The organism is Jonquetella sp. BV3C21, assembly GCF_000468895.1.
Taxonomy (GTDB): Bacteria; Synergistota; Synergistia; order Synergistales; family Dethiosulfovibrionaceae; genus Jonquetella; species Jonquetella anthropi.
In genome coordinates this window covers 62,948-89,668 of sequence record NZ_AWWC01000024.1, presented here as the reverse complement: position 1 = coordinate 89,668, position 26,721 = coordinate 62,948, and the positions used below count along the sequence as shown (strand labels likewise).

Annotated in this window: 24 protein-coding genes; 8 read left to right on the top strand and 16 right to left on the bottom strand. The window is 57.9% G+C overall.

Annotated elements, in window-relative coordinates:
* Positions 1 to 24 precede the first annotated feature (24 nt).
* From dapF to HMPREF1249_RS06485, 4 genes are all read right to left on the bottom strand, one after another.
* A complete protein-coding gene (dapF, locus tag HMPREF1249_RS06500; protein WP_008522846.1) occupies positions 25 to 858 on the bottom strand; it encodes a diaminopimelate epimerase in 834 nt (277 codons plus the stop codon).
* Positions 855 to 2,117: a diaminopimelate decarboxylase gene (gene lysA, locus HMPREF1249_RS06495; RefSeq protein WP_008522847.1), complete on the bottom strand. Its 1,263-nt coding sequence runs from the start codon at positions 2,115 to 2,117 to the stop codon at positions 855 to 857. The genes dapF and lysA overlap by 4 nt, the downstream gene beginning before the upstream one ends.
* A 92-nt stretch (positions 2,118 to 2,209) precedes the next feature.
* Complete coding sequence (locus tag HMPREF1249_RS06490; RefSeq protein WP_021776004.1) at positions 2,210 to 3,427, bottom strand: thioredoxin domain-containing protein; 1,218 nt, start codon at positions 3,425 to 3,427, stop codon at positions 2,210 to 2,212.
* A gap of 134 nt (positions 3,428 to 3,561) precedes the next feature.
* The gene (locus tag HMPREF1249_RS06485) at positions 3,562 to 4,032 is read right to left on the bottom strand and encodes a DUF255 domain-containing protein (RefSeq protein ID WP_021775992.1); all 471 of its coding nucleotides are present in this window, start codon (positions 4,030 to 4,032) and stop codon (positions 3,562 to 3,564) included.
* Positions 4,033 to 4,102: 70 nt separating this feature from the next.
* Between HMPREF1249_RS06485 and HMPREF1249_RS06480 the strand changes: the two genes are divergently transcribed.
* Positions 4,103 to 4,990: a DMT family transporter gene (locus HMPREF1249_RS06480; protein ID WP_008522850.1), complete on the top strand. Its 888-nt coding sequence runs from the start codon at positions 4,103 to 4,105 to the stop codon at positions 4,988 to 4,990.
* Here HMPREF1249_RS06480 and HMPREF1249_RS06475 read toward each other — a convergent pair.
* Complete coding sequence (locus tag HMPREF1249_RS06475) at positions 4,941 to 6,110, bottom strand: glycerate kinase family protein (protein WP_021776001.1); 1,170 nt, start codon at positions 6,108 to 6,110, stop codon at positions 4,941 to 4,943. The genes HMPREF1249_RS06480 and HMPREF1249_RS06475 overlap by 50 nt on opposite strands.
* A 174-nt stretch (positions 6,111 to 6,284) precedes the next feature.
* Between HMPREF1249_RS06475 and HMPREF1249_RS06470 the strand changes: the two genes are divergently transcribed.
* From HMPREF1249_RS06470 to HMPREF1249_RS06450, 5 genes are read left to right on the top strand one after another with little or no spacing between them, the layout of a single operon-like run.
* Positions 6,285 to 7,064, top strand: a complete 780-nt coding sequence (locus HMPREF1249_RS06470; RefSeq protein WP_021776019.1) for an IclR family transcriptional regulator — start codon at positions 6,285 to 6,287, stop codon at positions 7,062 to 7,064.
* Positions 7,065 to 7,117: 53 nt separating this feature from the next.
* Complete coding sequence (gene ftcD / locus HMPREF1249_RS06465; RefSeq protein ID WP_008521125.1) at positions 7,118 to 8,044, top strand: glutamate formimidoyltransferase; 927 nt, start codon at positions 7,118 to 7,120, stop codon at positions 8,042 to 8,044.
* 4 nt (positions 8,045 to 8,048) lie between these two features.
* Positions 8,049 to 9,293, top strand: coding sequence for an imidazolonepropionase (gene hutI / locus HMPREF1249_RS06460; protein WP_008521127.1), 1,245 nt, complete (start codon positions 8,049 to 8,051; stop codon positions 9,291 to 9,293).
* Positions 9,294 to 9,339: 46 nt separating this feature from the next.
* The gene (locus tag HMPREF1249_RS06455) at positions 9,340 to 9,969 is read left to right on the top strand and encodes a cyclodeaminase/cyclohydrolase family protein (protein ID WP_008522857.1); all 630 of its coding nucleotides are present in this window, start codon (positions 9,340 to 9,342) and stop codon (positions 9,967 to 9,969) included.
* 32 nt (positions 9,970 to 10,001) lie between these two features.
* Positions 10,002 to 12,110 (top strand): urocanate hydratase, encoded by a 2,109-nt coding sequence (locus HMPREF1249_RS06450; protein WP_021776016.1) that lies wholly within the window; start codon positions 10,002 to 10,004, stop codon positions 12,108 to 12,110.
* 72 nt (positions 12,111 to 12,182) lie between these two features.
* Here the strand turns inward: HMPREF1249_RS06450 and panB are convergent, their stop codons facing one another.
* The 7 genes from panB to HMPREF1249_RS06415 all read right to left on the bottom strand — a co-directional run bounded on the left by panB (position 12,183) and on the right by HMPREF1249_RS06415 (position 18,962).
* Positions 12,183 to 13,013 carry a 3-methyl-2-oxobutanoate hydroxymethyltransferase gene (panB, locus tag HMPREF1249_RS06445; RefSeq protein WP_008522859.1) on the bottom strand — a complete coding sequence of 277 codons (831 nt, stop codon included), beginning with the start codon at positions 13,011 to 13,013 and terminating at the stop codon, positions 12,183 to 12,185.
* Between the two features lie 87 nt (positions 13,014 to 13,100).
* Entirely contained in the window at positions 13,101 to 14,378 is a 1,278-nt protein-coding gene (locus HMPREF1249_RS06440) for a TRAP transporter large permease (RefSeq protein ID WP_021775993.1), read from the bottom strand.
* Positions 14,375 to 14,800, bottom strand: coding sequence for a TRAP transporter small permease (locus HMPREF1249_RS06435; protein WP_155801418.1), 426 nt, complete (start codon positions 14,798 to 14,800; stop codon positions 14,375 to 14,377). The genes HMPREF1249_RS06440 and HMPREF1249_RS06435 overlap by 4 nt, the downstream gene beginning before the upstream one ends.
* 128 nt (positions 14,801 to 14,928) lie before the next feature.
* Positions 14,929 to 15,918: a DctP family TRAP transporter solute-binding subunit gene (locus tag HMPREF1249_RS06430; RefSeq protein WP_021776011.1), complete on the bottom strand. Its 990-nt coding sequence runs from the start codon at positions 15,916 to 15,918 to the stop codon at positions 14,929 to 14,931.
* 39 nt (positions 15,919 to 15,957) lie between these two features.
* Complete coding sequence (locus tag HMPREF1249_RS06425) at positions 15,958 to 16,890, bottom strand: ketopantoate reductase family protein (protein WP_021776010.1); 933 nt, start codon at positions 16,888 to 16,890, stop codon at positions 15,958 to 15,960.
* A gap of 228 nt (positions 16,891 to 17,118) precedes the next feature.
* Positions 17,119 to 18,615 carry a sodium/pantothenate symporter gene (panF, locus tag HMPREF1249_RS06420; protein WP_021776003.1) on the bottom strand — a complete coding sequence of 499 codons (1,497 nt, stop codon included), beginning with the start codon at positions 18,613 to 18,615 and terminating at the stop codon, positions 17,119 to 17,121.
* Positions 18,612 to 18,962 (bottom strand): YhdT family protein, encoded by a 351-nt coding sequence (locus HMPREF1249_RS06415; RefSeq protein WP_008521146.1) that lies wholly within the window; start codon positions 18,960 to 18,962, stop codon positions 18,612 to 18,614. The genes panF and HMPREF1249_RS06415 overlap by 4 nt, the downstream gene beginning before the upstream one ends.
* A 364-nt stretch (positions 18,963 to 19,326) precedes the next feature.
* Here HMPREF1249_RS06415 and HMPREF1249_RS06410 point away from each other — a divergent pair, with 364 nt between their 5' ends.
* Together HMPREF1249_RS06410 and HMPREF1249_RS06405 are read left to right on the top strand one after the other, a co-directional pair.
* Positions 19,327 to 20,178 (top strand): IclR family transcriptional regulator, encoded by an 852-nt coding sequence (locus HMPREF1249_RS06410; protein WP_008521149.1) that lies wholly within the window; start codon positions 19,327 to 19,329, stop codon positions 20,176 to 20,178.
* 73 nt (positions 20,179 to 20,251) lie between these two features.
* Complete coding sequence (locus HMPREF1249_RS06405; RefSeq protein ID WP_155887018.1) at positions 20,252 to 21,205, top strand: hypothetical protein; 954 nt, start codon at positions 20,252 to 20,254, stop codon at positions 21,203 to 21,205.
* A 71-nt stretch (positions 21,206 to 21,276) separates the two neighbouring features.
* Here HMPREF1249_RS06405 and fusA read toward each other — a convergent pair whose 3' ends face one another.
* From fusA to gatC, 4 genes are all read right to left on the bottom strand, one after another.
* Entirely contained in the window at positions 21,277 to 23,358 is a 2,082-nt protein-coding gene (fusA, locus tag HMPREF1249_RS06400) for an elongation factor G (RefSeq protein ID WP_008521158.1), read from the bottom strand.
* A 101-nt stretch (positions 23,359 to 23,459) separates the two neighbouring features.
* The gene (gatB, locus tag HMPREF1249_RS06395) at positions 23,460 to 24,923 is read right to left on the bottom strand and encodes an Asp-tRNA(Asn)/Glu-tRNA(Gln) amidotransferase subunit GatB (RefSeq protein ID WP_008522865.1); all 1,464 of its coding nucleotides are present in this window, start codon (positions 24,921 to 24,923) and stop codon (positions 23,460 to 23,462) included.
* The gene (gene gatA, locus HMPREF1249_RS06390) at positions 24,920 to 26,392 is read right to left on the bottom strand and encodes an Asp-tRNA(Asn)/Glu-tRNA(Gln) amidotransferase subunit GatA (protein WP_008522866.1); all 1,473 of its coding nucleotides are present in this window, start codon (positions 26,390 to 26,392) and stop codon (positions 24,920 to 24,922) included. The genes gatB and gatA overlap by 4 nt, the downstream gene beginning before the upstream one ends.
* The gene (gatC, locus tag HMPREF1249_RS06385; protein ID WP_008521162.1) at positions 26,392 to 26,694 is read right to left on the bottom strand and encodes an Asp-tRNA(Asn)/Glu-tRNA(Gln) amidotransferase subunit GatC; all 303 of its coding nucleotides are present in this window, start codon (positions 26,692 to 26,694) and stop codon (positions 26,392 to 26,394) included. Before gatC ends, gatA begins: the two co-directional genes overlap by 1 nt.
* Between the last annotated feature and the right edge of the window lie 27 nt (positions 26,695 to 26,721).

The window sequence follows — 26,721 nt, the reverse complement described above, 5'->3', positions numbered from 1 at the left end:
AGTTCCTGCGCGGCCTTCTTGTAGTTAACGGCTGGCTAGCGGTAAGACGTCTGGTCCGGTCTGGCCGGTCATGACGAGGGACGTCGTTCCGCCAAGAAGGGCTTCGTATTCTCCGTCTCCCATCTCAGTCAGGGAAACTCGGTTCGTCCCGCCGGGATTATGCACTTCCGTCACTGGGCCAGAGAGGCCGTTCAATCGGGCGGCTAAGGCGACAGCCACACACCCGGTGCCGCACGACTCTGTCAGGTCCTCAACGCCTCGTTCATAGGTCACCGCCCTCATCTCGCCGCGGGCAATCGGCGCCGCAAACGTGACGTTCGTCCCCTGCCGGAACTGGGCCGTGTCGTTCCTCAACCGCTCGCCCCACCGTCGGGCGAAGTCAACTCCGACCTCCTCACGGGAAAAGAGAACGAGGTGCGGCACGCCAACGAGCGCAAACGTGGCCCGAAACGTTTCGCCTTCCAGCGTCATCGTCCTGTCGGACCACTCAGGTTCTGGCCTGACGCGGCCCATGTTGATTTCAACGTACCGGCCGTCAACTCGCGCCCTCATGAGCCCGGCCATCGTCTCAAACTCCATCGACTGGGGGGCCAGTCCGGCACAGGCGGCAAATCGGGCGGCGCAGCGGGCGCCGTTGCCGCACATTTCCCCTTCGCTGCCGTCGGCGTTGAAAATTCTCATGAAAAAGTTCGCCGTCTTCGATCGCTTGATGACGAGCAGCCCGTCGGCGCCGATCGACTGGCGTCTAGGGCACAGGGCCCGGGCGACAGCTGGCCAGTCGAGCCCAATGTTCTCCGCGGCGGTCGCGTCGACGACGATAAAGTCGTTGCCGTTGCCGTTCATCTTCCAGAAATTCACTGTCTCCCCTCCAATCCAAGCTGATCCTTCAACAGGTCACCTTCGTTCCACCGGCGTACGACGAGCCGGGCCGTGCCGGACGAGACGAAGACGACCGCCGGACGGAACGCGCCGTTATAGGTCATGAACATCGAGTAGGTGTACGCCCCTGTGTCCGGCAGCGCGACGAGGTCGCCGCGGCGAAGCTCCGGCATGACGGCGTCGGAAACCAGCACGTCGCCGGACTCGCAGCAGCACCCTGCCAAGGTCACGGTTCCTTCCTTCCGTTCGTCAGCCGAAGAGACGAGAACCGGACTGTAAGGCGCGCCGTACAGGCAGGGGCGCGGGTTGTCGGTCATGCCGCCGTCGAGCGCCGCGTAGATTCGCCCGCTGGTGGTCTCTTTGACCGACTGGACGCGATAGACCGTGACGCAGGCCGGCGAGCTGACCCATCGGCCCGGCTCAAAGCTGAGCCGCGGGAGCCGAAGCCCGGCGGCTGACGACGCGCTCTTTGCTCTCAAGCAGATTTTTTCGATAAAGTCCCCCGCGTCCAGCGGACCTTCAGGAGACCGGACGGCAAAACCGCCGCCTAAGTCCATCTCGTCTGCCTCAAACCCACAGGCGTTTTTGAGCGACGCCAGCAGATCAACCATCGTCTGAACGCCCTCGAAAAAGGGCTCAAGCCGGTCAATCTGCGAGCCAAGATGAACGTGAAGGCCTGCCAGTACAACCGGCAGATCGGCCGCCCGCTTGACCGCATGGACCAGCTGGGCCGGCGAAAAGCCGAACTTGCAGTCGTCTGTGGCCGTCTGAATGGCGTGATGCGCTCCTGCTGCAATGCCCGGGCTCACGCGCAGCAATATTTTAGGCGGCGTCTTTTCGTTTTTTGCCAAGCGGCCTAAAAGCTCCAGTTCGTCGGCGCTGTCGACGACGATTCGCCCGACTCCCAGTCGGAGCGCCCGGCTCAACAGCTCCTCGGTCTTCGCGTTGCCGTGAAGTTCTATCCGTCCGGCGCTGATTCCCGCGGACAAGGCGAGCGCCAACTCTCCTAAAGAAACGACGTCGAGGCCCATCCCTTCGCTGGAGACCAGCTGAGCCATTGCCAAGGGCAAAAACGCCTTGCCGGCGTAGTAGACGTCAGCATCATACTTCTTCACCGACTCGACAAGGCGACGGCACCGCCGTCGAAGCTCTGCCTCATCGAAAACGTACAGCGGCGTGCCGAAACGCTCAGCCAACTCGATCAGGCTCGCGCCGCCCCATTCGGTCAAACTCTTCACAGAATCAGTCCTTTTCTGCCGCCCCTGTCGGGCGGCCTTTTTATTGAACGGTTTTTCCAGCGCTGAGACGTTCGAGCGCTTCGATCGTTTTTTCAAGCGTCGGCTGAGGTGGAAAGCACCTCTGACCCTGACAGATGAGCCACTGGTCCCCGTCCGCCTTCGGCTATCACTGCCAGCGGCATCTGTTTTTCTGCCAAGGCCTGCGACAGACGCTGCGCTTCGCCGGCAGGGGCTGCCACTCGAATCAGCCGTTCAGGCGAACTGACGGCGGCTTGGGCTGCCATCCCAAAGAACTGGGCTAACCGGAGGTCGAACGACAGGGAGTTTTTTATCTTCTCCCAAGCGTCCCAGATGTCCTGACGCTGGGAGACCGCCGCCAAACGGGCCAACAGGAACGCCGCGACCGCGTTGCCGGTCGGTCGGCCGCCTTCAAACCGCTCAGCCGACGGCGGCACGTCGCCGCTGACGCTGTCCCAAAGCCCGCCGTCAGGCGCGCCGGCAAACTTGTTAATCATCTGCAACGCTTTCTCTGCTAGGTACTCCGCGCGGGCCCGACTGGGGTTCGCCTGATACAGTTCCCACAGCCCCCAGAGGGGAAAAGCCCAGTCCTCGAGAAACGCCGACTTCCCGGCGTCGAGCTGTCCTTTCAGCCACAGTCCGGACCGCTCGGCCGCTCTCGCGGCCTCGGGGCAGTTCAGCCGGCCGAAGCGTGCCAGAGCGGCGCAGGCCAGCCCGTTCCAGCTCGTCATGACGAGCTGGCCAACGAGAAGTTCGCTCCGGTCGTCCCGCCATCGGTCAAGCCGGTCAAGTTCGCTGACCGGCAGAGCACCAATGTCAGCTCCATCTGACAGGTGAGGAATCGGCTGGTTGGCCGACAGCCCTAAGAGTTCGCAGAGCTCCGCCGGCCGGTTGGCGCCCGACTCCCTCACGTCCTGAGGCGTCAGCGCGTAATACGCGCCTTCTCCGCCTCCTGAATCGGCGTCCGTCGCCGCGGCGAACGTCCCGTTCGGGTTTTGAAGTCGAGTTAAAAGCCAGCGAAGTGCTCGGCGGGCACAGAAGAGAAAGAGCGATCGGCCTGAACGCTGCCATCCGTCCAAACAGGCGTTGATGAAAAGGGCGTTGTCGGCTAACATCTTCTCATAGTGAGGGACGAGCCACCTGTCGTCGGTGCTGTAGCGGAAAATACCCCCTGACACGGGGTCGCATATGCCGCCGCGGCAGACCCGTTCGAGCAGTTTTAAAGCAGCGTCGGCTGCCTGAGGAACGTTCAGAACCGACGAAGCCTGAAAGAGAAACGACGCCAAGTGCATTTGAGGAAAAAGCGGTGCCCGGCCCCACGAGCCGGTCTCGGGGCTCTGCGCCCGGACTAAGAACTGTGCCGCCCCTTTGAGGTCTGCCTCCTCGGAGGGCGCTGGCGGCGTCCGAGCCTCTTTGACCCAGTCGTCTATGGTTGCTCTGCGGTGGGCCTGTCGGCTTCCCAGAGGTTTGCGATCGCCAGAAGTGTTTCGTACATCCCCTCCGGCCCGTTCAACAGCCGGTAAGTGGAGAGAAAAAACGGCCGGCCGTCTGCCAGCGCGGCGGCGAGAAGCGGCCAGCCGCCCCCTTCGCCGGTCGCCTGACAGGCGGACATGTAGTACCTATCCAAGTCGGGGCGTTCCTGCCGGTCGACTACCACGGGGACAAAACGGCGATTGATTAGCTCTGCGGCGTCAGGGTCACGAAACGTTTCCCGCGCTAGGACGTGGCACCAGTGGCAGGAAGCAAAACCGACGAGAACCAGCAAGGGCATGCCAGTTCGGCTGGCCTCTTCTCTCCCTGCGTCCCAGCCTCGCCAACGGACCAGATCCGACAGGTGCTGACGGACGTACTGGGATGAACTGGAAGAAAGCTCTTGGTAATCGTCTGATGAGTTCATCCGCCGTCGTCCTTTCCCTATTCTGGCCGCTTATCATGACTAAACATCTGTCTGCGGAGGTGTTCCTGCCGTGCTTCATGGAAAGACCAGTACCCTTGGGGATCTGGCCATATTGTTGTGCTGTATTCTTTGGAGCCTCTCGTTCGGAGCGATGAAGCTGGCGCTGAGCGCTGTCGGGCCGTTCTGGCTCATCGCGATTCGCTTCGCCATGACGGCTGCCGTGCTGGTCGTTTGTCTCCCCCGCCGCGCCGCGAAACTGACGCGGGCCGACTGGATTTCTGGCGCCGCCATCGGCGTGACGCTGTCAACGGCTCTTTTTGCTCAGGCTTCCGGGCTACGCTTTGCTGACACGGGGAAAATTGCGTTCCTGACGTCTGGGTACGTGGCTGTCCTGCCGGTGCTTCTGTGGCTCTGGGGACGAACGCCGAACAGAAGCGACGTCGTCTCTGCCGGTATCTGTACCCTCGGCATGGCGACCTTGTCGTGGACGCCCGGACTCGGCCTCGGCGCCGGAGAGCTGTGCGGCATCCTGGCGGCTCTGTCGTCGGCCGCTCAGATTCTCGCCGTAACGCTGATGATGAGGTATTCCAGCCCGTTGGCTGTTTCCATCACCCAGTCGATTTTAGGAACGGCGCTCAGCGTTCCGCTCGCCTTGGCCTTTGATCCTCTTCCTCAGGCGTTTCCAACTGGCTCAGTCTGGCTGGCGCTCGTCTATTTGGCGATCGGCTGCACGCTCGTGCCGTTTGCTCTTCAAATGTGGGCCCAACCGCTGACAACTCCAACCCGGGCCAGCCTGATCTTCTCCCTCGAGTCGGTCTTTGCCACGCTGGTCGGCGTCGCTTGGTTCGGCGAAACGGTGAGCCTTCGTTTTGTCGTCGGCGCCGGCCTTGTCCTCGCGTCCCTCTTGGTCAGCTCTCTGTGGCGGCCCGGTCGGACTTCTGAAGCCGCGACTGAGTGAACAGGCGGGTAACCGTCCCGGCCATCCGCTCCAAGTCGCTTTCGCTCCTTTTCAGCGCTTGAGCGAACGGACAGGGGCCCGCGCCGATGGCAAATGCGCCGCTTAAGCCGAGCGCTTCAATGTCCTTAAAGTCGCCCCCCAGGCTTCCAGTCAGTGCCACAAGAGGCACGCCGCAGGACTTCGCGCAGGCTGACAGCCCGGAAATGACCTTGCCGAAACCGGTCTGCGCGTCCAGACGTCCCTCGCCGGTAAAGGCCAAATCGGCCCAGCTCATCGCGTCCTTCAGACCGGTTAGCTCGGCCACCACGTCGATTCCCCGCAGAAGCGGGACGCTGAAAACGGCAGCAAGCCCAGCGGCGGCGCCGCCGGCCGCGCCGCCGCCCGGAAGGGTCGACACGTCCCGGCCTGTGGCCTGCAGGAGAACAGTTTCCCAATTGGCAAGCCCTGCGTCGAGCCGTTCAATCGTTTTGCCCCGCGCGCCCTTTTGAGGGCCGAAAACCGCTGCCGCTCCCAGAGGACCGCAGAGTACGTTTTGGACGTCGCACATCACGAGCCAATTCAAGCCGCTTAGCCGGCTGTCCATCTGGGACAGGTCCAGCTGGGCGATTTTTTCAAGGGACGCCCCACAGGGCGGAAGCAGGTTGCCACGTTGATCGGTTGCCCGAGCTCCTAACGCCGTCAGGATCCCGAGCCCGCCGTCGATCGTCGCGCTGCCTCCAAGGCCGAGCACAATCGTTCGGCAGCCGGCGTTCAGGGCTTCGCGAATCTGCTCGCCGGTGCCTCGGGTGCTCGCTCGAAGCGGACTTCTCTTGTCCTTGGCGACGAGCGGCAGCCCGGAAGCCGCAGCCAGTTCGACAACAGCCCGTCCGTCCGGCAGCAGTCCCCACGACGCTTTCGTCAAGGCGCCGAGCGGGCCGTGAACGACAGACGTGCGCTTTTCGCCGCCGACCGCGGCCAGAAAGGCTTCGACCGTGCCCTCCCCGCCGTCGGCGACGGGGATAACCCGAGTGCGCGCGGCCGGACAGGCGCAGAGCAGGCCGCGCTCCACCGCTCGGCCTGCCTGAAGCGCAGTCAGGTTTCCCTTGAAAGAGTCCATGGCTATGAGTACGTTTAACGTCATCGCTTCCTCCGCGGCAGCACAGGCTGAAAAAGGCCGCCGATGCGTTATTTTAGCATGATTCAGCTGACATAAGCTTTGTAGAACGCTTTGCGCGGCCCCGCCGTCAATTCGAGGAAGCGGCCCTGGCTCTTTGATACCTTGACTTTCAGAGAATCGGCCCGTATGATGAAATAAATGGGACAAGCTGTCCTGTTTATGGAGGTGGAGCTGGTGGACAAGGACGAGCGGCTCGACGCGGCGGCGAAAGTAGTTGTTCTAATGGAAGCGTTGACCCGCGGCAAGGGGCGTCTGACGGTTCGTGATCTCGAAGCTCAGACGGCAGTTCCTCGAAGCTCTGTGGGCCGAATCCTTCTTTCCCTGTCTTCTGCCGGCTGGGTTGTTCGGGACGCCAACGACCGGTTCTGCCCTAGCCTTCGCTTTTTGCTGCTCGGCAGGAGCGGAAACATTTCTGACGTCCTGGCCCAGCGGGTCGCCGGTCCGATGAGGGAACTCGCTCTGGCGACGGGAAAGACCGCGCTGCTCAGTCTGCTCGACGGCGACCGCGGCCTGTGCGTTCACACCGAGGAGCCGGAAATAGCGGTCAAGTTCGTCGCTCATCCCGGCATGACAGTGCCGCTTCACGCCGGAGCGACGGGAAAAATTCTCCTGAGCTGGGCGCCGGAAAGCGTCCGCGAAAAGGTTTTCCGTGCCTCGCCAGTTCGGCCTGACGGACGGCAGGCCTCCGAAAGCGCGCTGCGAAATGACGTCCAGACGATACGCCGTCAGGGCTGGGCGTTTTCTCAGGAAGAGTGGATCGCCCACGCCGCTGATTTGAGCGTGCCTGTTTTCGACCAGTCAGGCGAGTTTGTGGCTCAGCTGGGGTTGGCCGGACTGGCCGGAACGTTCTCAGACCGGTTTGATGAGCTCCTTCAGAAGCTGTTGGCAACGTCACGGGTCATCTCTCAAAACTTGTAGAACTTCGGCAGACCTGGGCCTGCCGCTCAATAAATTTTGAAAGGGTGTTGTCCATGGCAAGACAGTTAATCGAATGCGTACCGAATTTCAGTGAGGGCCGTCGTCAGGACGTCATCGAGGCCATCGTCGCCCCGTTTAAGAACCGCAAGGGCTGCTATCTGTTCGATTACCGGGCGGACCAAGACCACAACCGACTGGTAGTCAGTTTGGTCGGCGAGCCTCAGGCCATCTGCGACGCCCTTCTCGAGGCCAGCCGGGTTGCGGTCGAGAATATCGACCTGAACACCCATCAGGGAGCTCACCCCCGTCTTGGCGCGGTGGACGTCATCCCCTTCACGCCGGTGAAGAACATCACCATGGACGAGTGCGTCGAGCTGGCTCACAGCTTCGCCAAACGGTTCAACGACGCGCTTGACGTGCCCGTGTTCTTCTACGAGGCCGCGTCCGTCCGGCCGGACCGCACTCGGCTTGAGCAGATTCGCAAGGGCCAGTACGAAGCCCTGAAGGAACTTGTAAAGACTGACCCGAGCCGTCAGCCCGACGTGGGAACCAAGGATCGGCTTCACCCCACCGCCGGAGGCACGGTCATCGGCGCCCGCAAGTTCCTCGTGGCCTACAACGTCAACCTGAACACGACGAACAAGGCTATCGCCGACGCCATCGCCAAGCGCGTTCGCGCCTCCGGCGGCGGCTTCGCCTGCGTCAAGGGCATGGGCGTTGACTTGAAAGAAAAAGGCCTTGTCCAGGTGTCGATGAACATCGTTGACTACGAGAAGACCGCCATGTATCGGACCCTTGAGTTCATCCGCATGGAAGCGGCCCGCTGGGGCGTGACCGTCAACGGCACCGAAGTGTACGGCATGATTCCCGCCGGGGCACTGCTGGACAGCGCGGCGTACTACATGCAGATCGACGACTTCCAGAACGAGCAGGTGCTGGAGCTCAAGCTGCTGGAACTGATGGGAGAACAGGAAGCGTAGCGCCATGAGCGCGTCCCTTTTTACCAACGTTTCAATTACGACTCCTATCAGCGGTGAGAGACCGGCCGCCGGCTCGGAACAGGGGCGGGTGGTCAGCTGGGAGCGCGGCGCACTGCTGGCCTGCGACGGCATTATTCAAGCGGTCGGCGACGAGGACGAAGTCAAGGCGACAGCCGAGGCGTTTGACGACGTCACGGAGGAAGACTGCGACGGGTGCTGCATGATTCCCGGCTTCGTCGACCCTCATACCCACATCTGCTTTGCTGCTCGGCGGGAAAAAGAGTTCTCCATGCGGCTGGCCGGCAAGACCTACTTGGAAATCCTCGCCGCTGGCGGCGGTATTCTCTCCTCCGTCAAGGCGGTGGAAGGAGCCACCGAAGAAGAGCTGTTTGAAGAGACTCTGAGCAACGTCCTGTCGGCCCTCTCGACCGGCACGACGACCATGGAAATCAAGAGCGGCTACGGCCTGACGACCGAGCTGGAGCTCAAAATGCTTCGGGTCATCGGCCGAATCGCCGAAGAAACGCCGCTGGACATCGTCCCGACCTTCATGGGCGCTCACGCGGTTCCGCCGGCGTACAAGTCCGACCCGGATAAGTACATCGACTTGATGATCTCTGAAATGCTCCCGGCCGTGAAGGCACAGGGCATCGCGAAGTTCTGCGACGTGTTCTGCGAAGAGGGCGTGTTCACTGTCCCTCAAAGCCGCCGGCTTCTGCAGGCGGCCCGGGACCTTGGCATGGGGCTGAGGATCCACGCCGACGAAGTGTTTGACACCGACGGCGCAGGGCTGGCGGCAGAACTCGGAACCATTTCTGCAGAACACCTGCTGGCTGCCAACGAAAAGAACTTGGCCGCCATGGGACGGGCCGGCGTCATCGCCGACCTGTTGCCCGCCACGGCCTACAGCCTGAAAAAGCCCTACGCCCCGGCGCGGAAGATGATCGACTTGGGCGTGCCGGTTGCCTTGGCAACTGACTGCAACCCGGGAAGCTGTTTCTGCGAGTCCATGCCGTTTGTCGTCGGGCTGGCCGTCATGAACATGAACATGACGGTTGAAGAGGCCCTCGTCGGGGCCACGCTGAACCCGGCGTGGAGTCTTGGAATGCAGGACAAGATCGGCAGCTTGGAAAAAGGAAAGCAGGCCGACTTCCTCCTGCTCGACGGGGAGACGCCGGCGATCCTCGCATACCACGCCGGCACGAGCCCAGTCGTCGAAGTGTACAAGCGCGGCGTGTACGTTTCTTAGTGTGGTTTTAGTTTTTTGAACCAATAAATCTGAAAGGGGATATTACATGAAGCTCGTGGAAATGACTGTAACCGGTTTTGTGAAGGAACTCGCGTCCAACTCTCCTGCGCCTGGCGGCGGCAGCGTGGCGGCCCTTGCCGGCAGTTTGGCTGCCGGACTTGCCTCCATGGTTTCCGAACTGACTGTCGGTCGGGAAAAGTTCAAGGACAATGAGCCGATGATCAAGCCGCTGCTGACCGAGGGGAAAGAACTCGCGTCGGAGCTGCTGGACCTGATCGACGAGGACACAGAATCGTTCAACGAGCTGATGAAAGCGTTTAAGTTGCCCAAGGGCACTGACGAGGAAAAAGCGGCCCGGAGCAAGGCCATTCAGGCGGCCACGAAGGTGACCATTGAAGTTCCGCTGAAAACCTGCGAAGCCTGCGCCAAAGCGGCCTGCTTGGCAAAAACTGCCGTGACCTACGGCAATCCGAACGCCGTCACCGACGGCGGCTCTGCCGCTCACATGGCCATGGCCGGCGCCATTGCCGCCAGCTACAACGTGAGAGTGAACCTGCTGGGCTTCAAGGACGAGGCGTTCTCGGCTTCCGTCAAGGACAGAATTAAAAAGGCGCTCGAGACTGCAGAAGCCGCCGTGGCCGACGTTAAAGCGCTGCTTGAGAAGGCTCTGGCATAACAAAAGTTTATATCTTCTGAGGAGGCGTCACAATGAACGAAGCGAAAACGCGGGATAAGACCGCCCAATCTGCTGCACAGGCGGCCCGTTTGTTCGCAAAAAGCGAAAACAGCCTCAACCGCGAGGCGATGACGATTAAGCTGGACGCTACTCTGCCCGATTATCCGAAGTTCGTCGAAGGCATCCGTCGCGCTCCTGACCGGGGCTGGACGCTGTCCCAGTCCGAAACCGAACTGGCGCTCAAGAACGCCCTTCGATACGTCCCTGAGGAGCTGCACGACGCCTTGATCCCCGAGTTCATGGAAGAGCTCCGCACCCGTGGCCGCATCTACGCCTACCGGTTCCGGCCGGAAGGGAAACTGCACGGCAAGCCGATTGACGAGTACAAGGGGGAATGCTTGGCCGGCAAGGCATTCCAAGTGATGATCGACAACAACTTGGACTTTGACGTTGCTCTTTATCCCTATGAGCTCGTCACCTACGGCGAGACCGGACAGGTCTGCCAGAACTGGCTTCAGTACCGGCTCATCAAGAAGTACTTGGAGCAGCTCACCGACGACACCACTCTTGTCATCGAAAGCGGCCACCCGGTCGGACTGTTCGCTTCCAAGCCGGAAGCGCCGCGGGTCATCATCACCAACGGACTCCTTGTCGGCCTGTTTGACAACCAGGAGGACTGGCACCGGGGCATGCAGCTCGGCGTCACCAACTACGGTCAGATGACCGCCGGCGGCTGGATGTACATCGGCCCGCAGGGCATCGTGCACGGCACATTCAATACCATTTTGAACGCCGCACGGCAGAAGTTCGGCGTCGGCCCCAGAGAGAACTTGGCTGGCATCCTGTTCGTCTCGTCAGGACTGGGCGGCATGAGCGGCGCTCAGCCCAAGGCCGGCGAAATCGCCGGTGCTGTGGCTGTTATCGCTGAAGTTGACGCCTCCCGAATCAAAACGCGGTACGATCAGGGCTGGGTGAGCAAGGTCGCCGAGACGCCTGAAGAAGCGTTCGCTCTGGCCAAGGAGGCTCTTGCGGCCAAGAAGGCCCTGTCGATCGCCTACCACGGCAACGTGGTCACCCTTCTGGAATACGCCGACAGCCACGACATCTTCATTCATCTTCTCTCCGACCAGACGTCCTGCCACGCCGTTTACGATGGCGGCTACTGCCCTGTCAGCCTCACCTTTGAAGAGCGGACGAAGATGCTTCACGAAAACCCGGAGGAATTCCGCCGCCGTGTAGACGAGTCCCTCCGCCGCCACTTTGAAGTCATCAAGCGGCTTACCAAAAAAGGCACGTTCTTCTTCGACTACGGCAACGCCTTCATGCGGGCCGTCTTCGACGCCGGCGTCAAGGAAATTGCCAAGAACGGACAGGACACATACGACGGGTTCATTTGGCCATCCTACGTCGAAGACATCATGGGGCCCGTCCTGTTCGACTACGGCTACGGACCGTTCCGCTGGTGCTGCCTGAGCGGCCGGCACGAAGACCTCGTGGCAACCGACCAGGCCGCAATGGACTGCATCGATCCCAACCGGCGTAGCCAAGACTACGACAACTGGGTCTGGATCCGCGACGCGGAAAAGAACAAACTCGTCGTCGGCACCCAGTGCCGCATTCTCTACCAGGACGCCGAAGGCCGTCGGGACATCGCCCTGCGGTTCAACCAGCTGGTCAGGGAAGGGAAAATCGGCCCGGTCATGCTTGGCCGTGACCACCACGACGTCTCCGGGACGGACAGCCCGTTCCGCGAGACCAGCAACATCTATGACGGAAGCAACATCTGCGCCGACATGGCAACTCAGACCTTCGCCGGAAACGCCGCCCGCGGCATGACGCTGTGCACGCTTCACAACGGCGGCGGTGTCGGCATCGGCAAGTGCATCAACGGCGGATTCGGCCTGCTGCTCGACGGCCGGCCGGAAACCGACGAGATCATTCGTTCGTCCATGATGTGGGACGTTTTAGGCGGAGTAGGCCGCCGCGCATGGGCGCGCTGCAACCACGCCGAAGAAGTGGCGCGGGAAGTCAACGCCAAGTACCCGGGCAAGTACCATATCACCTTGCCCTATCGGCCAGATGCTGACAAAGTCTCCGCAGCGGTGGCCAAGGCTATCGCCCAGCGGGAAGAAAAGAAATAGCTTTTTTCTCGAAACAAACAGGGAGGCCGGCTTCTGGTAAAGAAGTCGGCCTCCCTTTTGTGCGCCAAAAGACTAATAAAGCTTGTTCAGCGGGACATCCTTATTGAAGCTGTACTCGTCGGACGGGAACTCTCCGCTGAGAGATTCTTTATGGAACTCGTTCAACGCGTTCACCATCACGTCGCGCACGTTGGCGAACAGCTTGACGAACTTCGGCTTAAAGTCGCCGTACATTCCAAGCAAGTCCTGCGTCACGAGGACTTGGCAGTCGACATATGGGCCGGCTCCAATGCCAAGAATCGGGACGGAGACGGCCTCGCTGATCGCCTTGCCGACCACCTTGGGAACGCACTCGAGGACGATCGAGAACGCGCCGGCCCGCTCCAACTCCTTGGCGTCCTCAATCAGTTGCTGAGCCGCTTCAGGCGTGCCGCCCTGGACTTTGAAGCCGCCAAGCTGCGTCGCGTTCTGCGGCGTCAGCCCAATATGCCCCATCACAGAGATGCCCGAGTTGACGATCGCATGAACCAGCTCGGCATATTTGGCTCCGCCTTCCAGCTTGACGCAGTCACAGCCGGTTTCTTTGATCATGCGCGTGGCGTTTTCGATGCCCTGCTCGATGCTCTTATTGTACGATCCGAAAGGCATATCGCCGACGATAAACGTGTTGGGAGCGCCCTTCACAACCGGACGAATGTGGTGAATCATATCGTCCATTGTGACGGGCGTTGTGTCCTTATAGCCCAGCATGATCATGCCCAGAGAGTCCCCGACCAGAATAACTTCCACGTCGCTTTGGTCGACGATCGAAGCCATCGTGTAGTCGTACGCCGTCACGTAAGCAAACTTTTTTCCCTCCGCCTTGTACCGTTTGAAATCAAGAACCGACATCTTCTTCTTCATGCTGAAGTCTCCCTCGGAATGAATTAACGTTACGCCCTCAACTGCACGCTACGAAAACATGCTTCTGCGCATCACAAGAACATTCGGTCAGCACAGTCCCATTGCCCGCGGCAGGAACGTGCTCAAAGCAGGTACAAACGTGAGAATAAAAATGTCGACGATCATCACAAGAATGAATGGGATAGCAGCTCTGGTAATATCCTCCAGCGTTATATCCGCGATAGAACAGCTCACAAATAGGCACACTCCAAGTGGCGGAGTCACCATGCCGATGGCTAAGTTCACCACCAGCACAATGCCGAAATGAAGCGGATCCACGCCAATAGCGGTGACAACTGGCAGGAGAACTGGAACAAGAATGATGATCGACGCCACTGTTTCCATGAAAGTGCCAATAAACAGAAGCAGCAAGTTGATGAGGATCAAAATGAAGATTTTGTTCGTCGTGATGCTGAGAAGTGCCTTAGTCACCATTTGAGGAATATGGTGTGCTGTAATGACCCAACTGAAGGCAGATGAGGCCCCAATGATGAACATCACGACCGCAGTACTCACGGCTGTTTTGACGAAAATCGACTTGATCTGCTGCACTTTCAGTTCGCGGTAGACGAAAAAACCGACAAACAGCCCATACACGACGGCGACGACTGCCGCTTCGGTTGGGGTAAACACCCCGCCGTAAATGCCGCCGAGAATAATTACCGGCATGAGGAGGGCCCAAAATGCTTCTTTAAAAGCCTTCCACCTGCTTCTCCAACTGTACCGTTGGTCTCCCCGGTACCCGTTTTTACGAGCGATAACCCACGCGACCGCGATTAATGAAAAACCAATGAAGATGCCAGGAAGCACGCCGCCCATAAAAAGCCCGCCGACTGATACGCCGGTCATCACCCCGTAAATGATCATAGGAATGCTCGGCGGAATCATGACTCCCAACGTCCCAGCGGTTGCCTGCACAGCGGCGGTGTAAGGCTTCCCGTAACCGTGGGATACCATCTCCGGAATTAAGACGCCGCCGATAGCAGCAACACAAGCAACAGCTGCACCGGAAATGGCTCCAAAGAACATGCTCGCGATGATGGCTACAAAGGCGAGGCCGCCAGCGAAGTGGCCTACGAAGGTATTTGCGAAGTTGACAAGTCGGCGTGAGATACCTCCCGTTTCCATCAGAGCCCCTGCAAGGATAAAGAACGGGACAGCCATCAGCGGGAACGAGTCCATGGCGGTGAACATTTTCTGAACGAGAACTGTAGGGGGAATTGAGCTTGAGAAAAGCGCCAATAACGTTGACGCGCCGATTGATATGGCAATAGGAACGCTCAAAGCAAAAAATGCCAAGAGGCTTCCAAAGAGCACCGAAATCATTCGGCCGTCACCTCGCTTCCGCCAGACGAGGTCTCTTCTTTCCTGAACGCCGCCTCAATGGAATAAAGCCCCATCAGCAGGCCGCCCACGACAAGAGCGCTGTACGGTATCACCATTGAAATCTCCATAGCAGGTGACACTTGCCTTTTAACCACGTGTAGCAGACGGTACCCGTAACAAACGACAGCGCCAGAAAATCCCAAAGAGATCAGGCACGTGAGCATGTGCACGGCGCGGCGTAACTTTGGAGAAAGAACATTGACAAGAGCCTCGACTCCGACGTGCGCTCCGTGGCGTAAACCGATGCTCGCCCCAAGCATCGAAAGCCAGATCATGATGTATCGGCTTGCCTCTTCAGACCAAGGAAGTGCCCCCTTGAGGACAAAACGGCAGAATACCTGAGCAAAAACGATAATGACCATGGCGCTGACGAGAAGACAGAGAATCCACTCTGAAAGCCTTTCGAGAAGATCCAACAGTTTTTTGTAGAACTTTATGGTGATCTCCTCCTCGCTTGTGGAATCAAGTTACCTTGCAGCAAAAACCACAGTTACCGGGAAAGAATTTGATCAAGCAGTCCCGCATCGTCACCGAGCTCGGAGCGGTATTTTTCATTCACTGGCTGTACAGCTTTGCGGTACTCGTCCAAATCTGGCGTTGAAACTTCCATACCGGCAGCGCGCAGCTTTTCAAGAAATTCGGCGTCCATTTTTTCGTAAACTTCTCGTTCGTGCAATGCGGCAGCCTTGGCGGCTTTTACAATGACTGCCTGATATTTTTCAGGAAGATCTTCGAACTTACTTGATGCAATAGCGATGAACGCCGGGGAGAAAACATGGCGGGTCAAGGCTAAATATTTCTGAACTTCGTTCAGTTTGGAAGTATAGATAACAGTCAGCGGGTTCTCCTGACCGTCGATCGTCCCCTGCTGCAGTGCGGTGAAAACTTCACTCCACGCCATTGGCGTGGGATCCGCCCCCAGCTCCCGCCACATCGCCATATGGAGCTTGTTCTCCATCGTTCTGACCTTCAGCCCCGCAACGTCCGAGATTTTAACGACGGGACGCTTCGAGTTGGTTAAGTTTCTAAATCCGTTTACCATCCAAGCGAGCCCGTGAATGCCCTGTGAATCTAACTTTTTGAACACGTGGTCGCCAATCGGGCCGTCCAGAACCTCAAAAGCGTCTTTCAAATCCTTGAAAAGAAACGGGAAGTCAAACAACAGGAAACTCTTTTCAAACCCACCCATTGGCCCGGTAGAACCGACGTACATATCAATCGTTCCAAGCTGAAGCCCTTCCAAAATATCCCGCTCGCCGGTGCTGAGCTCATTGTTTGGAAAAACCTGAATAACCATGTCCCCCTTGGTCTCAGCTTCAACAAGCTCTTTAAAACGCATCGCGCCATAGTGATAGGGGTTTTCGACTGGAACAGCATGGGCGAGTTTCAGAGTATACGTAGGGTCAGCGAAAGCATTTGTCGAGAGGAGCATCACCGCTGCGGCGAAAGCAGCGCCGCACACACGAGCAGACATCTTCATGAGTAGCCCTCCTTTGCTTGTTTGGGGTTTGCGTAACTTTTAGTCGGTCAAGTTGTACGTTTTCTGTTTTGTCTCAATCAGCGCCGTCAAAACATCGTTAACTGGTGTAGGAACGCCAACTTCTTTGCCGCCTGCAACAACGGCGCCGTTTATGACGGAGATCTCCGTCATCCGCTTGTTTGTCACGTCCTGAAGCATTGAAGACCTGTTTTCAGCAGTCGCTTGAGCGATCTTTGCAACGTGTTCCTGCGGGTCCGTAATTTCAAGACGAATGCCCTTCGCGCGGGCAACGTCACAGGCTTCCTGCACCGCCTTTTCCATCAAAGACTTCACTTCAGGGAACTCGAGCAGCTTGCCATTTTTAAGCCCAGTTACCGCTGTCAGCGCGTTGATGCCGATATTGACGATCAGCTTCGTCCAGATGAGACCCATCACGTTAGACGATATTTTGGTCTCAAAGCCGGCCTTTTGAAATGCTTCAGCCAACTGTTCAATTCGGCGCGTCGTTTCGCCTGACTGCTCGCCGATAATCGTTTTCCCTTTGCCAGCGTGCCGTATGTGTCCGGGACCGAGAATGGTCGAACCGTGTGCTGTCGTCCCCGCGATAACGTGTTCTCTCCCGGCAACCCTATTGAGCTTTTCAACGTTACCTAAGCCATTTTGAAGAGTCAGCACAATCGTATTAGGACCGAGAAGAGGCTTGGCTTCTTCCATCGCCACTTCGGTCAGCGTGGCTTTAACAAACACAATGACAAGATCGACCGGCCCGATACCTTCGGGAGACGTAACGGCTCTAAAATTCTTGCGGATGAGCTTTTCTTTTCCGTTCTCTTCGATCAAAAGACCTTGCTCATTCAGCGCTTGAACGTGCTGAGCCCAGACGTCAATGAAAGTCACCTGATGACCAGCTTCTGCTAAGGTCCCCCCGTATAGACAGCCCATTGCCCCTGAACCAAGAACAGCAACCTTCACGTTATCACTCCCCTTTATTTCAATTTTTGAACAGATCTTAATGGTGTTTCGTATAGTAAAACATAATATTACTATGTGATTTTCATTATAGTGTCGCTTTAACGATTGTCAAGTAACGTATTAAAGCAAGATTTTGATGAAAGAATATCGTGGCAGCTATGCGCTAGATGCTCGCCGAACAAAATAGAAAAGGCCGTCCCAAGCGGGACGGCCTGACAGAATGATTAATTAAAGTTCCCAGAAAAGGCGAATCACTCGCTCGGAAGGCTTTTTCGTAGTTTGAGAGACGATGACGAAGGCGATCAACGACAGGACAAGGGACGGCACGATCGGGTGCAGGGCCAGAGGGCGAGGGACGTAATAATTGAAGACCAGATACGAGCCAATTCCCACGACCATACTGGCAAGAGCTCCTTGAGCGTTGGCTCCTTTCCAGTACAATCCCAAAATCGTCGGCCACAGAAACGTCGAAAGTTGTCCCGCGGTGGCGAACAGGTTGAGCCACACCATCAGGTCCGGCGGGTTGAAAGCGAGTGCGATCGTGATGAGACCGACGACAGAGCAGGTGAAAAACGTCAGGCGGCGAAGGGTTTTAGCCTTCGTTTTCAGCTCTGGCCTGATATAGTTCACCAAAAGGTCGTTGACAATGGCCGCGACGACGACCAAAAGTTGAGAGTCGACGGTCGACATGGCGGCGGCCAACGGTCCGGCTAGGACGATGCCGGCAATCAGCGGGTGGAACAGGTTCTTGATGAGCGTCGGGACGACCAAGTCGCCGGCGGAGATGCCAGACACCTGCGTCACTCCGAAGGCTCCTACTAAGTGCATCCCCATCAGTAGCAGCAAAGACACGACGCTGCCGTACACGATGGCAGAGTGCATACTCTGGGTGTCTTTATAGCTCATAGCGCGCTGGGAGACTGCCGGAAGGCCGATAACGGCAAATCCGACGAGAACCCAGAAGCTGGATACCCACGGGACCGTCATGAAGCCTTCCTGTACGCCGAACGGCGAAATGGTGTTCGGGTTCATGGCTTTCATGGTCTGAATGATGTTCGCGATGCCGCCGCCGTTAATGACGACAGCGGCGAAAAGCGCCACAGTTGAGCATGTCATGACAATTCCCTGCAACGTGCCGTTAAACGCCACGCCCCGATAGCCGCCTACCGCTGTGTGAACGATCACAGTGACGGCGAAGAAAAGAAGCGCGCTCTTGTAGTCCAAGCCGGTCGATCCCTGAAGCAGCCGACTGGCGCCGATCAGCTGTGCGGCAATTGCCGCGATGAGAAAGAAAATGATTGACAGGGAAGCAATGATCAGCACGGCCTTGCTCTCGTACCGCTGGCGCAGGAAGTCAGAAATAGAGTTCGCCCCCGTTTTTCGGGAGACGATAGCGAACTTCTTCCCCAAAACCATGAGGGTGTAATATCCGGTGGGGATCTGAGCCATCGCTAAAAAGACCCACGCCAAGCCGTGGCGGTAGGCCGTGCCTGGCCCGCCGATAAAGCTGCCGGCGCTGAGATACGTTGAAACGAGCGTCATCGCTAGGACAAAGCCGCCGGTGGAGCGGCCGCCGATCATGTACTCTTCGAGGAACGCGGATCCGCTACCGCCTTTTCGCTTGCTGGCCCGATTGACCATCGCGGACGCGTAGAAGCCGATCGCGTACATCGCGGCGAAGTAAACGACGACGGGCACTAAGGTCAGCCATTCGATGGAGTTCATCGCTTTTGGACCTCCTTGCGCACAAACGCAGCAGCTTCTTCTTCGGTCATGCGGTCCAAGGACATGTTGAGGAGCTTTCGTTTAACGATGTAAATTGTCGCGCCGACGGCGAGGAGAGAATTAAGTATGCAGCTGATGAAAAACCAAGCCGGGAATCCCATGATGTACGAGTAATTTTCCACTGGACCGCTTCCTAATCCATAGCCTGCAATGGCCCAGACTGCTAAATTGACGAGCCCTAAAATAATTCCGTACCGCGCCTCGCGCTCGCAGACCTTGTACCGAGGGTCTTCGACGAAACCGTATTCGTTTTTCTTGAGAACGCTGGTATCCTCTTTCTCCCCCATCCCCGCAGCCTCCTTATCAGCAGCAAATTTTTAACGCTCGATGGAACAAAGACTGAACCTGTAACTACAGAATGCAAACCCCGTCCATTAGATATAACGGTGAAATTTAGATTGTCCCTATATAATATTTAGGTGCCTTGTGCGCATGACTCTGGGACTCTGGCGGGGGAAATGCATCTCATTTATAGTATAAGCCAGACAATAAGGTTAATTTTAGGAAGCAGCGAAACAGTTTAGGAAATACGTTCGTTCGTATGTACCTTCCAACGCACCGACAGTGATTGTACAACGTTAATCAGAGGCGTGCAGGCACAACATCAGGCTTGCGGTCTTTCAATCTTCCTTTTGAAGGAGTCTAGAAACGATGTCAGAAGACACTCAACCGCGCAAACAAGTGCAAACGCTTGTCCGGGCGTTCTCTATTATCGAGGCGTTAACGGATCACGCCGAACTTGGCGTTTCTGAGATTGCCGAGGCAGTCTCTCTCGATAAGAGCACGGTATACCGGATCCTGAAAACGTTGAAGTCGTTAGGATATATTGACCAGAATCCCAGGACGTCCAAATACTTAAACGGCTTGAAGTTTTTCAAGATCGGCAACGCGGTAATCCAGCATACAGGCCTTGATCAGATCGCGTCGCCGGCCATGCACAAGCTGTCGACGAGGACCGGTGAAAGCGTCAATCTGGCAGTTCTGGCCGGTCACTCGGTCATGTATATCTACAAGATTGAGAGTTCGCTGCCACTTCAAATTCACTTGCCCCTTGGATCTCTTTTCCCGCTGTACTGCACCGGGTTGGGGAAAGTTCTTCTCGCGAACCTGCCGGAAGAAAAGCTCGACCGATTGCTGTCTGAGTCCGCGGAACATCCGACACCTCGGGGGCTGCGGCAGTTTAAGGCCTACACAGAAAATACGATTACCGATGAAACAACACTGCGTGAAGAATTGGCCCTTATCAGGGAAAAAGGCTATGGGGTCGATAATCAGGAACAGTTCCGCGGTATTTCATGCTTGGCCGCGCCGATCTTTAACCATACCAATGAGGTCATCGCCGCTCTGAGCATCACGCTGCCTCACATTACTGGGATAAATATCCAGATGAAGATTGAAGCGGTTCTGCCGTTCCTCCTTGAAGCGACCAAGGAGATTTCTAAGACGTTAGGCTCCACACGTGTCGACAAGCCTCAAACGGGCTACACGGGCTGGTTCGTTTGATAAAGGTCCTTTTATCTGAATGCTTTCTTTTTGCCTGAGAAGTGGCCAGTTCCTTGTGTTACGCGGAGTCAACTTGTTGACTCCCTTTTGTCCTGCTGTTAAAGTAGCTTTGCCCTCTGATCAGGCCGTTTGTGGGGTAATATTTTCTTGGAGGAAAAATATGAATCGTCTTTTTTCATTCGCCGGCGCGGCGTTGCTGCTGGCAACTTTTATTTCCCATGCCGAAGCCTTTTCTAACGAACCATCCGGCTATGGAGGACTGAATTGGGGGACTCCTCAAACGACAAAGCAGGCTCGTTTTCTTCCTATGATGGACGGGGACACAAAAAATTTTGTGCGGGAAAAGCGCGAAAAAGAACCTTTTGGATCCATTCCCACCAAATTGGTGATTTATCAGTTCTCTTCCGGCAAGCTTTCGGCCGTAGAAATGGCATTTGCAGCAAACCAAAAGGCCGCCGCGTTGAAAGAGTGCTCTCAGCGTTGGGGGGATCCTCAGCAGGTTGAGTTGACGGACACAAAAGGGGCCAAGGGGTACCTGTGGCAAGGGCAAAAGACGACTTGTCTTTTGTTTCCTCAGGACAACTTGTGGATTCTGCGGCTCTATCCCACGCCGGCGAATGTGGCGCCTCGCGCCCCGACTTTGAAGAACGAGCCGACGAGCTTCGGCGGTATCAAGGCCGGTCAAAAAGCTGCGTCGTTCAAGAAGGCTCTTCAAAAAGTCACTTCCACTGGAAAAGGCGTAGATCTCTACGTCAAGACAAAGCCGGAGACGTCGTGGAACGGCGTGCCGGCGGTGGGAGTTTATTACGAGTTCGGCCCGCAGGGGTTCCGAGCCGGCGGCGTTCAGGTTTTGGAAAAAGACAAGGCCGCTCTGCTGGCAGCCTGCAAAAAACTTTGGGGCGCGCCCCAAAAGACGACGCCGGCGAAAAGCTCTGTTCCGGACGCTCAATGGACCGGCGCGGCGGTTCGTATCGTCCTTCAATCGCTTCCCAACGGTCAACAGGCCGCTCTGCTGATTAGGTTCTAGAAAAGAGAAACTCGTCCAAAGAAAAGTCCCGCCCCGTGCCGCTCGCGCGGTATGAGGCGGGACTTTTGAAGCTACTCCTCTTCTTCGGCCAGCAAGCCCTGACGGGCGGCGATAATCTTCTTGCTGACTTCTTCCGGCACCGTGTCGTAGTGTGAAAATTCCATGGTGAAGGTGCCGCGCCCAGAGGTCATGGAGCGAAGCTGAATGGCGTACTGGAACATTTCAGACTGAGGAACCTGAGCCTTGACGACCTGCAGCCGTCCCAGCGAGTCGACGCCCATGATGCGGCCGCGCCGGGTGTTGAAGTCGCCCATCACGTCACCTAGGTAGGTGTCGGCGACCATGACTTCAACGTTCATGATCGGCTCAAGGAGCACAGGCGAGGCTTCTGTCATGCCCTTTTTGAACGCCAAGTGTGCGGCAGTCTTGAAGGCCATTTCGGAGCTGTCGACGTCGTGATAGGAGCCGAAGTAAAGCGAGGCCTTAAAGTCTACCGTCGGGTAGGCAGCCAAGACGCCTTTGACCATGCACTCCCGCAGGCCCTTTTCAACGGCCGGGATGTACTGCTTGGGAATCGCGCCGCCAACGATCTTGTCCTCAAACTCGAATCCGGCGCCCCGCTCTAGCGGAGAGAACTCGATGTACACGTCGCCGTACTGGCCGTGTCCGCCGGTCTGCTTCTTGTGCTTGCCCTGAGCCTTGGCGGACTTGCGGATGGTTTCCCGATAGGGCACGTTCGGCGTGCGGGTGTTCAGGTTAACGCCGTAGCGCTCCTTGATCTTGGCTAAGGCGATGTCCAGATGAAGGTTGCCCATGCCGGACAGCACGTTGTCGTTGGTTTCCGGGTTCTTTTCAAACCGAAGGGTCAGGTCCTCTTCGAGCATCCGATGAACCGCGTTGCCCAGCTTGTCCTCGTCGCCTCTGGACTGGGCGTCAACGGCCACAGAGTACACCGGCGTGGGGAACTTGATGGTGGGATACAGGACCTTGCTGCCAGCTTTGCCCAAGGTGTCGCCGACACGCGTGCTGGTGAGCTTGGGAATGGCGACGATCATGCCGGTGGTGATTTCCTTGACGTCAACGCCGTCTTTGCCCTGCATGATCTTGAAGCTGCTGATCCGTTCCTCTTCCTGCCGGTTGACGTTGTAAATGGTCTGGTCGCTGGTCAGCGTGCCCGAGTTGACGCGAATGAACGAGAGCTTGCCAACGTAGGGGTCGACCATGACTTTGAAGCACAGCGCGCTGAACGGGGCCTGAGGATCGGCTTTGATGAAGATCTCCCGATCTTCTTTCACAGCCGGCCGCTCTCTCATGGCCGTCGGGTCGGGCAGGTAGTCGACGATCAGGTCCATCAGCTGCGGTACGCCGATGTTAGCAGTGGCAGAACCGGGCATGACGGGGAAGATCTTGCACTTGGCGATGCACTGGCGAAGCACAGGAATGAGCTCGTCAACGGGGATGTCTTCGCCGTCCAAGTACCGCAGCATCAGCTCATCGCTGTCCTCGACGATTGCCTCGACGAGGTATCCGCGGGCGCGGTGCGCATCCGTAACCATGTCGGCAGGGATGTCGCCTTCCTTGAACTTGCCTGAGGCGTCGTCGTAGATGTACGCCCGGTCTTTAAGGATATCGACCACGCCTTTAAATCCCGCCTCTTTGCCGACTGGCAGCAGAAGACGGTAGGCGTTTTTGGTCAGGTCAGCGCGGATCTGCTCGAAAACGCCGTTGTAGTCGGCGTTTTCCCGGTCCATTTTGTTGATGAAGAAAATCGTGGAAGTCTCAAACTCTTTGGCAAATTCCCACGCCTTGTCGGTCTGGACTTCAACGCCGTCAGTGGCGCTGACGACCATAACAGCGCTGCCGGCAACCCGCAGGGCGGAGCGCATTTCGCCGATGAAGTCCGCGTAGCCGGGCACGTCGAGAACGAAAACCTTTTTCCCGCGATGGTCGAAGTTCAGCAGCGAGGTGCTGATCGAAATGGTCCGTTTCTGCTCCTCGGAAGAGAAGTCGGAGGTGGTATTGCCCGCTTCAATCGTCCCGAGTCGGGTAACGGCGCCGGCGTCAAACAGCATGGCCTCCGTCAGGGAAGTCTTGCCGGCTCCACCGTGGGCCACCACGGCGATGCTTCGAATGTCTTCTGTTCTGAGTGCCATTCACCTGTACCTCCTTAAGGGGTTTCCTCAACGGGACAGCGTTCGTGCCGAGGCAGAGCTTCCCGCAATTACTGATCTATTGTAACAGATTCAGATCGTTTTTAACCGATCTTCTCGTCCAGCAGGGCAGAAACTTCCTGAGGCGAGGCCTGTCCCTTCACTTCCCTCATGATCAGTCCCTGCAGGAATTTGCGCTTCTTGTCCTTTTTGTCCTGACCGGAACGGATGACTTCCAGCACGTCCGCGTTGGCGGCCAGAACCTTTTCCACGATCTGCCCCAGCTCGCTCCCTTCGACGGCGCCGATGCGCTGATTCGTCGCCTTGGCGGCCTCTTCTGCGGTCATGTTCTTGGCAATCATCACTTCGAAGAGCTCTTTCGCCTGGGTGGTGGAAATCTTTCCGTCTTCGTTCAGCTTAATCAGGCCAGCCAGCCGTTCCGGGGACATGGGCCGCTTTTCAGCCGAGAAGTCGCCGGTCACAAGGCGCAGCACGTCGTTAAGGATCCAGTTTGACGCTTTGCGCGGGCTGGCGCCAGCGGCGACGATCTCTTCAAAATAGTCGCCCAGCTCTCGGCTCTCATACAGCACATCCACGTCCTCAGCCGGCAGTCCGTACTGGCTCAGGTACCTCTGATACCGGGCATCCGGCAGTTCCGGCAGGCTGCGCGCCTGTTGGTCGACAAAGTCTTGGGTTAAGACAAGCGGCGGTAGATCCGGCTCGGGGAAGTACCGGTAGTCGTTTGCTTCCTCCTTGCTTCGGGACGCGGTGGTAACCCTGTTGGCGTCGTCCCAGTTGCGCGTTTCTGCCGTCACGTGCCGGCCGCTTTCCACAAGGGCGATGTGGCGCTGAATCTCGTAGGCCAAGGCGCTTTCAATGGCCTTCAGCGAGTTCATGTTCTTTACTTCCGTGCGGGAGCTCCATCGGCCGTCGTCAAACTTGACGGAGATGTTGGCGTCACAGCGCATTGATCCCCGCTCCATGTCGCCGTCGGAAATGCCAAGATACCGAACGAGTCGCCGAATGGCCATGACGTACCTCTTTGCCTCGCCGGGCGACCGAAGGTCCGGGTCGGAGACGATTTCGGCCAGCGGGACGCCGGAACGGTTGAAGTCGACGAACGACTGGGTGGACGACACGATTCGGCCGTCGCTGCCGCCGTGAACGAGCTTGCCGGCGTCCTCCTCCAGGTGAAGGCGAGTGATGCCTACTTTCTTCAAGTTGCCGTCGTCGTCGGTGATCGTTAAGGTGCCGTGCTCGGCCAGCGGGAGGTAGAACTCGGAGATCTGGTACGCCTTCGGAAGGTCGGCGTAGAAGTAGTTCTTGCGGTCAAACCGGGTGACCAGATTGATATGGCAGTTCAGCGCCAGCCCGCCGCGGACGCCCATGCGGACGACCGCCTCGTTCATCACCGGCAGAGAGCCGACCTGACCGGTGCAGCGCGGGCAGATATTGGTGTTCGGCACGGCGCCGATATAGTCGGTGCTACAGCGGCAGAAGAGTTTTGTCTTGCTGTTCAGCTGAACGTGAATTTCAAGGCCGATGACTGGATGATAAGAAGCCGTCATGACCGCACCTTCCCTTCCGCGATGACGTTTTCATGTTCGCTGCCTAACAGAGCAGCCAAGTTCAGCAGTTTCCCGTCGGTCCACTGGGCGCCGACGAGCTGAAGTCCGACTGGAAGTCCGTTATCGGTGAACCGGGCCGTGTAGGTGACGCCCGGCAGCCCGGCCAAGTTCACCGGGATGGTGAACAGGTCAGCCATGTACATGGCGACCGGGTCCGTGACCTCGCCAATGCGGTATGCCGGCGTCGGCGACGTGGGCAGCAGAAGGGCTTCAACCGAAGAAAACGCCTGAGCGAACTCCTCTTTGAGTTTCTGCCGAACCTTTTGGGCGGTCAGGTAATAGGCGTCGTAGAACCCGGAACTGAGCACGTACGTGCCGGTCAGAATACGGCGCTTTACCTCCGGGCCGAAGAACCTGCCCCGGGTGCGGGTGTACAGGTCAATGAGCGACGACGCGCCCACCGCTGCCGAGCCGTAGCGCACGCCGTCGTACCGGGCAAGGTTGGCGCTGGCTTCTGCCGGGGCCAAGACGTAGTAGCACGCCAAACCGTACTTCATCGTGACGGGAAGCGAAACGTCGACGACGTCGGCGCCGAGGTCGGCCAAGCGCTTTCTGGCGTCGCTCAGGGTTGAACGAACCTGAACGTCGATCGACGAGGCCATGTCCTCCGGCAGGCTCAGGACGCCGATTTTATGCCCCTTAAGGTTCTCTGGCCGACGAATTGACAGGTCAGGAGCCGGGCGTTTCGCCGAAGTAGAGTCGTACGGGTCGAACTGGCAGAGGACGGTCAGTAGCAGGGAAAGGTCTTCCGGGGTCCGGGCAAAGCCGCCAACTTGGTCGAGCGACGAGGCGTACGCGCCCAGTCCGTACCTGCTCACCTGTCCATAGGTGGGCTTCATGCCGAACAGGCCGCAGAACGACGCGGGCTGACGAATGGACCCGCCGGTGTCGCTGCCAAGCGCCAGCGGCGCGTAGCCGACAGCCACAGCCGCGGCGCTGCCGCCTGAACTGCCGCCGGGGACACGGGATGGATCCCACGGGTTATAAGTGGGGCCGAAAGCCGAGTTCTCGGTGGAGCCGCCCATGGCGAACTCGTCCATGTTTGCCTTGCCTAAGAAGACCGCGCCGGCCTGACGAAGGAGTTTGACTACCGTCGCGTCGTACGGCGGCACGTAGTGCTCCAGCATCTTCGAAGCGCAGGTTGTGGGCATGTCGTTGGTGCACAGGTTATCCTTCAGGATAACCGGCACGCCGTGCAGAAGGCCGAGGGGCTTTCCCGCCTGACGGGCGGCGTCTGCGGCGTCGGCGTCAGCCAGCGCCTGCGTTTTGTTAATAAACAGCAGGGCGTGCAACGTCGGCTCAAGGGCCTCAATCCTGTCAAAGCATGACTGGACAATCTGACGGCTGGTGAACTTGCCGGCAGCCATCCCGTCGAGCATTTCTCGGGCAGTCAGTCGAAAAAGGTCCATTACTCTTCGTCGCCTCCGATCTTAGGCACGCGGAAGAAGTCCCCGTCCCGCTGAGGGGCCTGGGAGAGAATCGCTTCTCGGTTCGATCCGCTGTCGCCGATCTCGTCGGGCTCCAGTCTCATGGACTCGGCGCCTTCCTTGTCAGCCAGATCGACCGACGAAACGTCCAGTTCTTTCAGCACTTCAAAGTAGGACAGGACGCTGCCGAAATGCTTTTCCAACGCGTCAAGCTCGCTCGGATCAATTTCCAGTCTGGCGAGTTTGCCGATTTTCAGGATTTCTTCCTTCGTGAGGCCAGTCATGGTATCCTCCTTCGCTGATGCTTTTCT

Coding starts and splice junctions, on each gene's coding strand:
- HMPREF1249_RS06485 (WP_021775992.1), bottom strand. CDS start 4,032: ATGAACTCATCAGACGATTACCAAGAGCTTTCTTCCAGTTCATCCCAG.
- fusA (WP_008521158.1), bottom strand. CDS start 23,358: ATGGCACTCAGAACAGAAGACATTCGAAGCATCGCCGTGGTGGCCCAC.
- panB (WP_008522859.1), bottom strand. CDS start 13,013: ATGAAGAAGAAGATGTCGGTTCTTGATTTCAAACGGTACAAGGCGGAG.
- ftcD (WP_008521125.1), top strand. CDS start 7,118: ATGGCAAGACAGTTAATCGAATGCGTACCGAATTTCAGTGAGGGCCGT.
- gatB (WP_008522865.1), bottom strand. CDS start 24,923: ATGACGGCTTCTTATCATCCAGTCATCGGCCTTGAAATTCACGTTCAG.
- HMPREF1249_RS06450 (WP_021776016.1), top strand. CDS start 10,002: ATGAACGAAGCGAAAACGCGGGATAAGACCGCCCAATCTGCTGCACAG.
- HMPREF1249_RS06410 (WP_008521149.1), top strand. CDS start 19,327: ATGTCAGAAGACACTCAACCGCGCAAACAAGTGCAAACGCTTGTCCGG.
- HMPREF1249_RS06440 (WP_021775993.1), bottom strand. CDS start 14,378: ATGATTTCGGTGCTCTTTGGAAGCCTCTTGGCATTTTTTGCTTTGAGC.
- hutI (WP_008521127.1), top strand. CDS start 8,049: ATGAGCGCGTCCCTTTTTACCAACGTTTCAATTACGACTCCTATCAGC.
- HMPREF1249_RS06430 (WP_021776011.1), bottom strand. CDS start 15,918: ATGAAGATGTCTGCTCGTGTGTGCGGCGCTGCTTTCGCCGCAGCGGTG.
- HMPREF1249_RS06475 (WP_021776001.1), bottom strand. CDS start 6,110: ATGACGTTAAACGTACTCATAGCCATGGACTCTTTCAAGGGAAACCTG.
- HMPREF1249_RS06490 (WP_021776004.1), bottom strand. CDS start 3,427: ATGCACTTGGCGTCGTTTCTCTTTCAGGCTTCGTCGGTTCTGAACGTT.
- panF (WP_021776003.1), bottom strand. CDS start 18,615: ATGAACTCCATCGAATGGCTGACCTTAGTGCCCGTCGTCGTTTACTTC.
- HMPREF1249_RS06435 (WP_155801418.1), bottom strand. CDS start 14,800: ATGGTCATTATCGTTTTTGCTCAGGTATTCTGCCGTTTTGTCCTCAAG.
- HMPREF1249_RS06415 (WP_008521146.1), bottom strand. CDS start 18,962: ATGGGGGAGAAAGAGGATACCAGCGTTCTCAAGAAAAACGAATACGGT.
- HMPREF1249_RS06470 (WP_021776019.1), top strand. CDS start 6,285: ATGGGACAAGCTGTCCTGTTTATGGAGGTGGAGCTGGTGGACAAGGAC.
- gatA (WP_008522866.1), bottom strand. CDS start 26,392: ATGGACCTTTTTCGACTGACTGCCCGAGAAATGCTCGACGGGATGGCT.
- HMPREF1249_RS06455 (WP_008522857.1), top strand. CDS start 9,340: ATGAAGCTCGTGGAAATGACTGTAACCGGTTTTGTGAAGGAACTCGCG.
- gatC (WP_008521162.1), bottom strand. CDS start 26,694: ATGACTGGCCTCACGAAGGAAGAAATCCTGAAAATCGGCAAACTCGCC.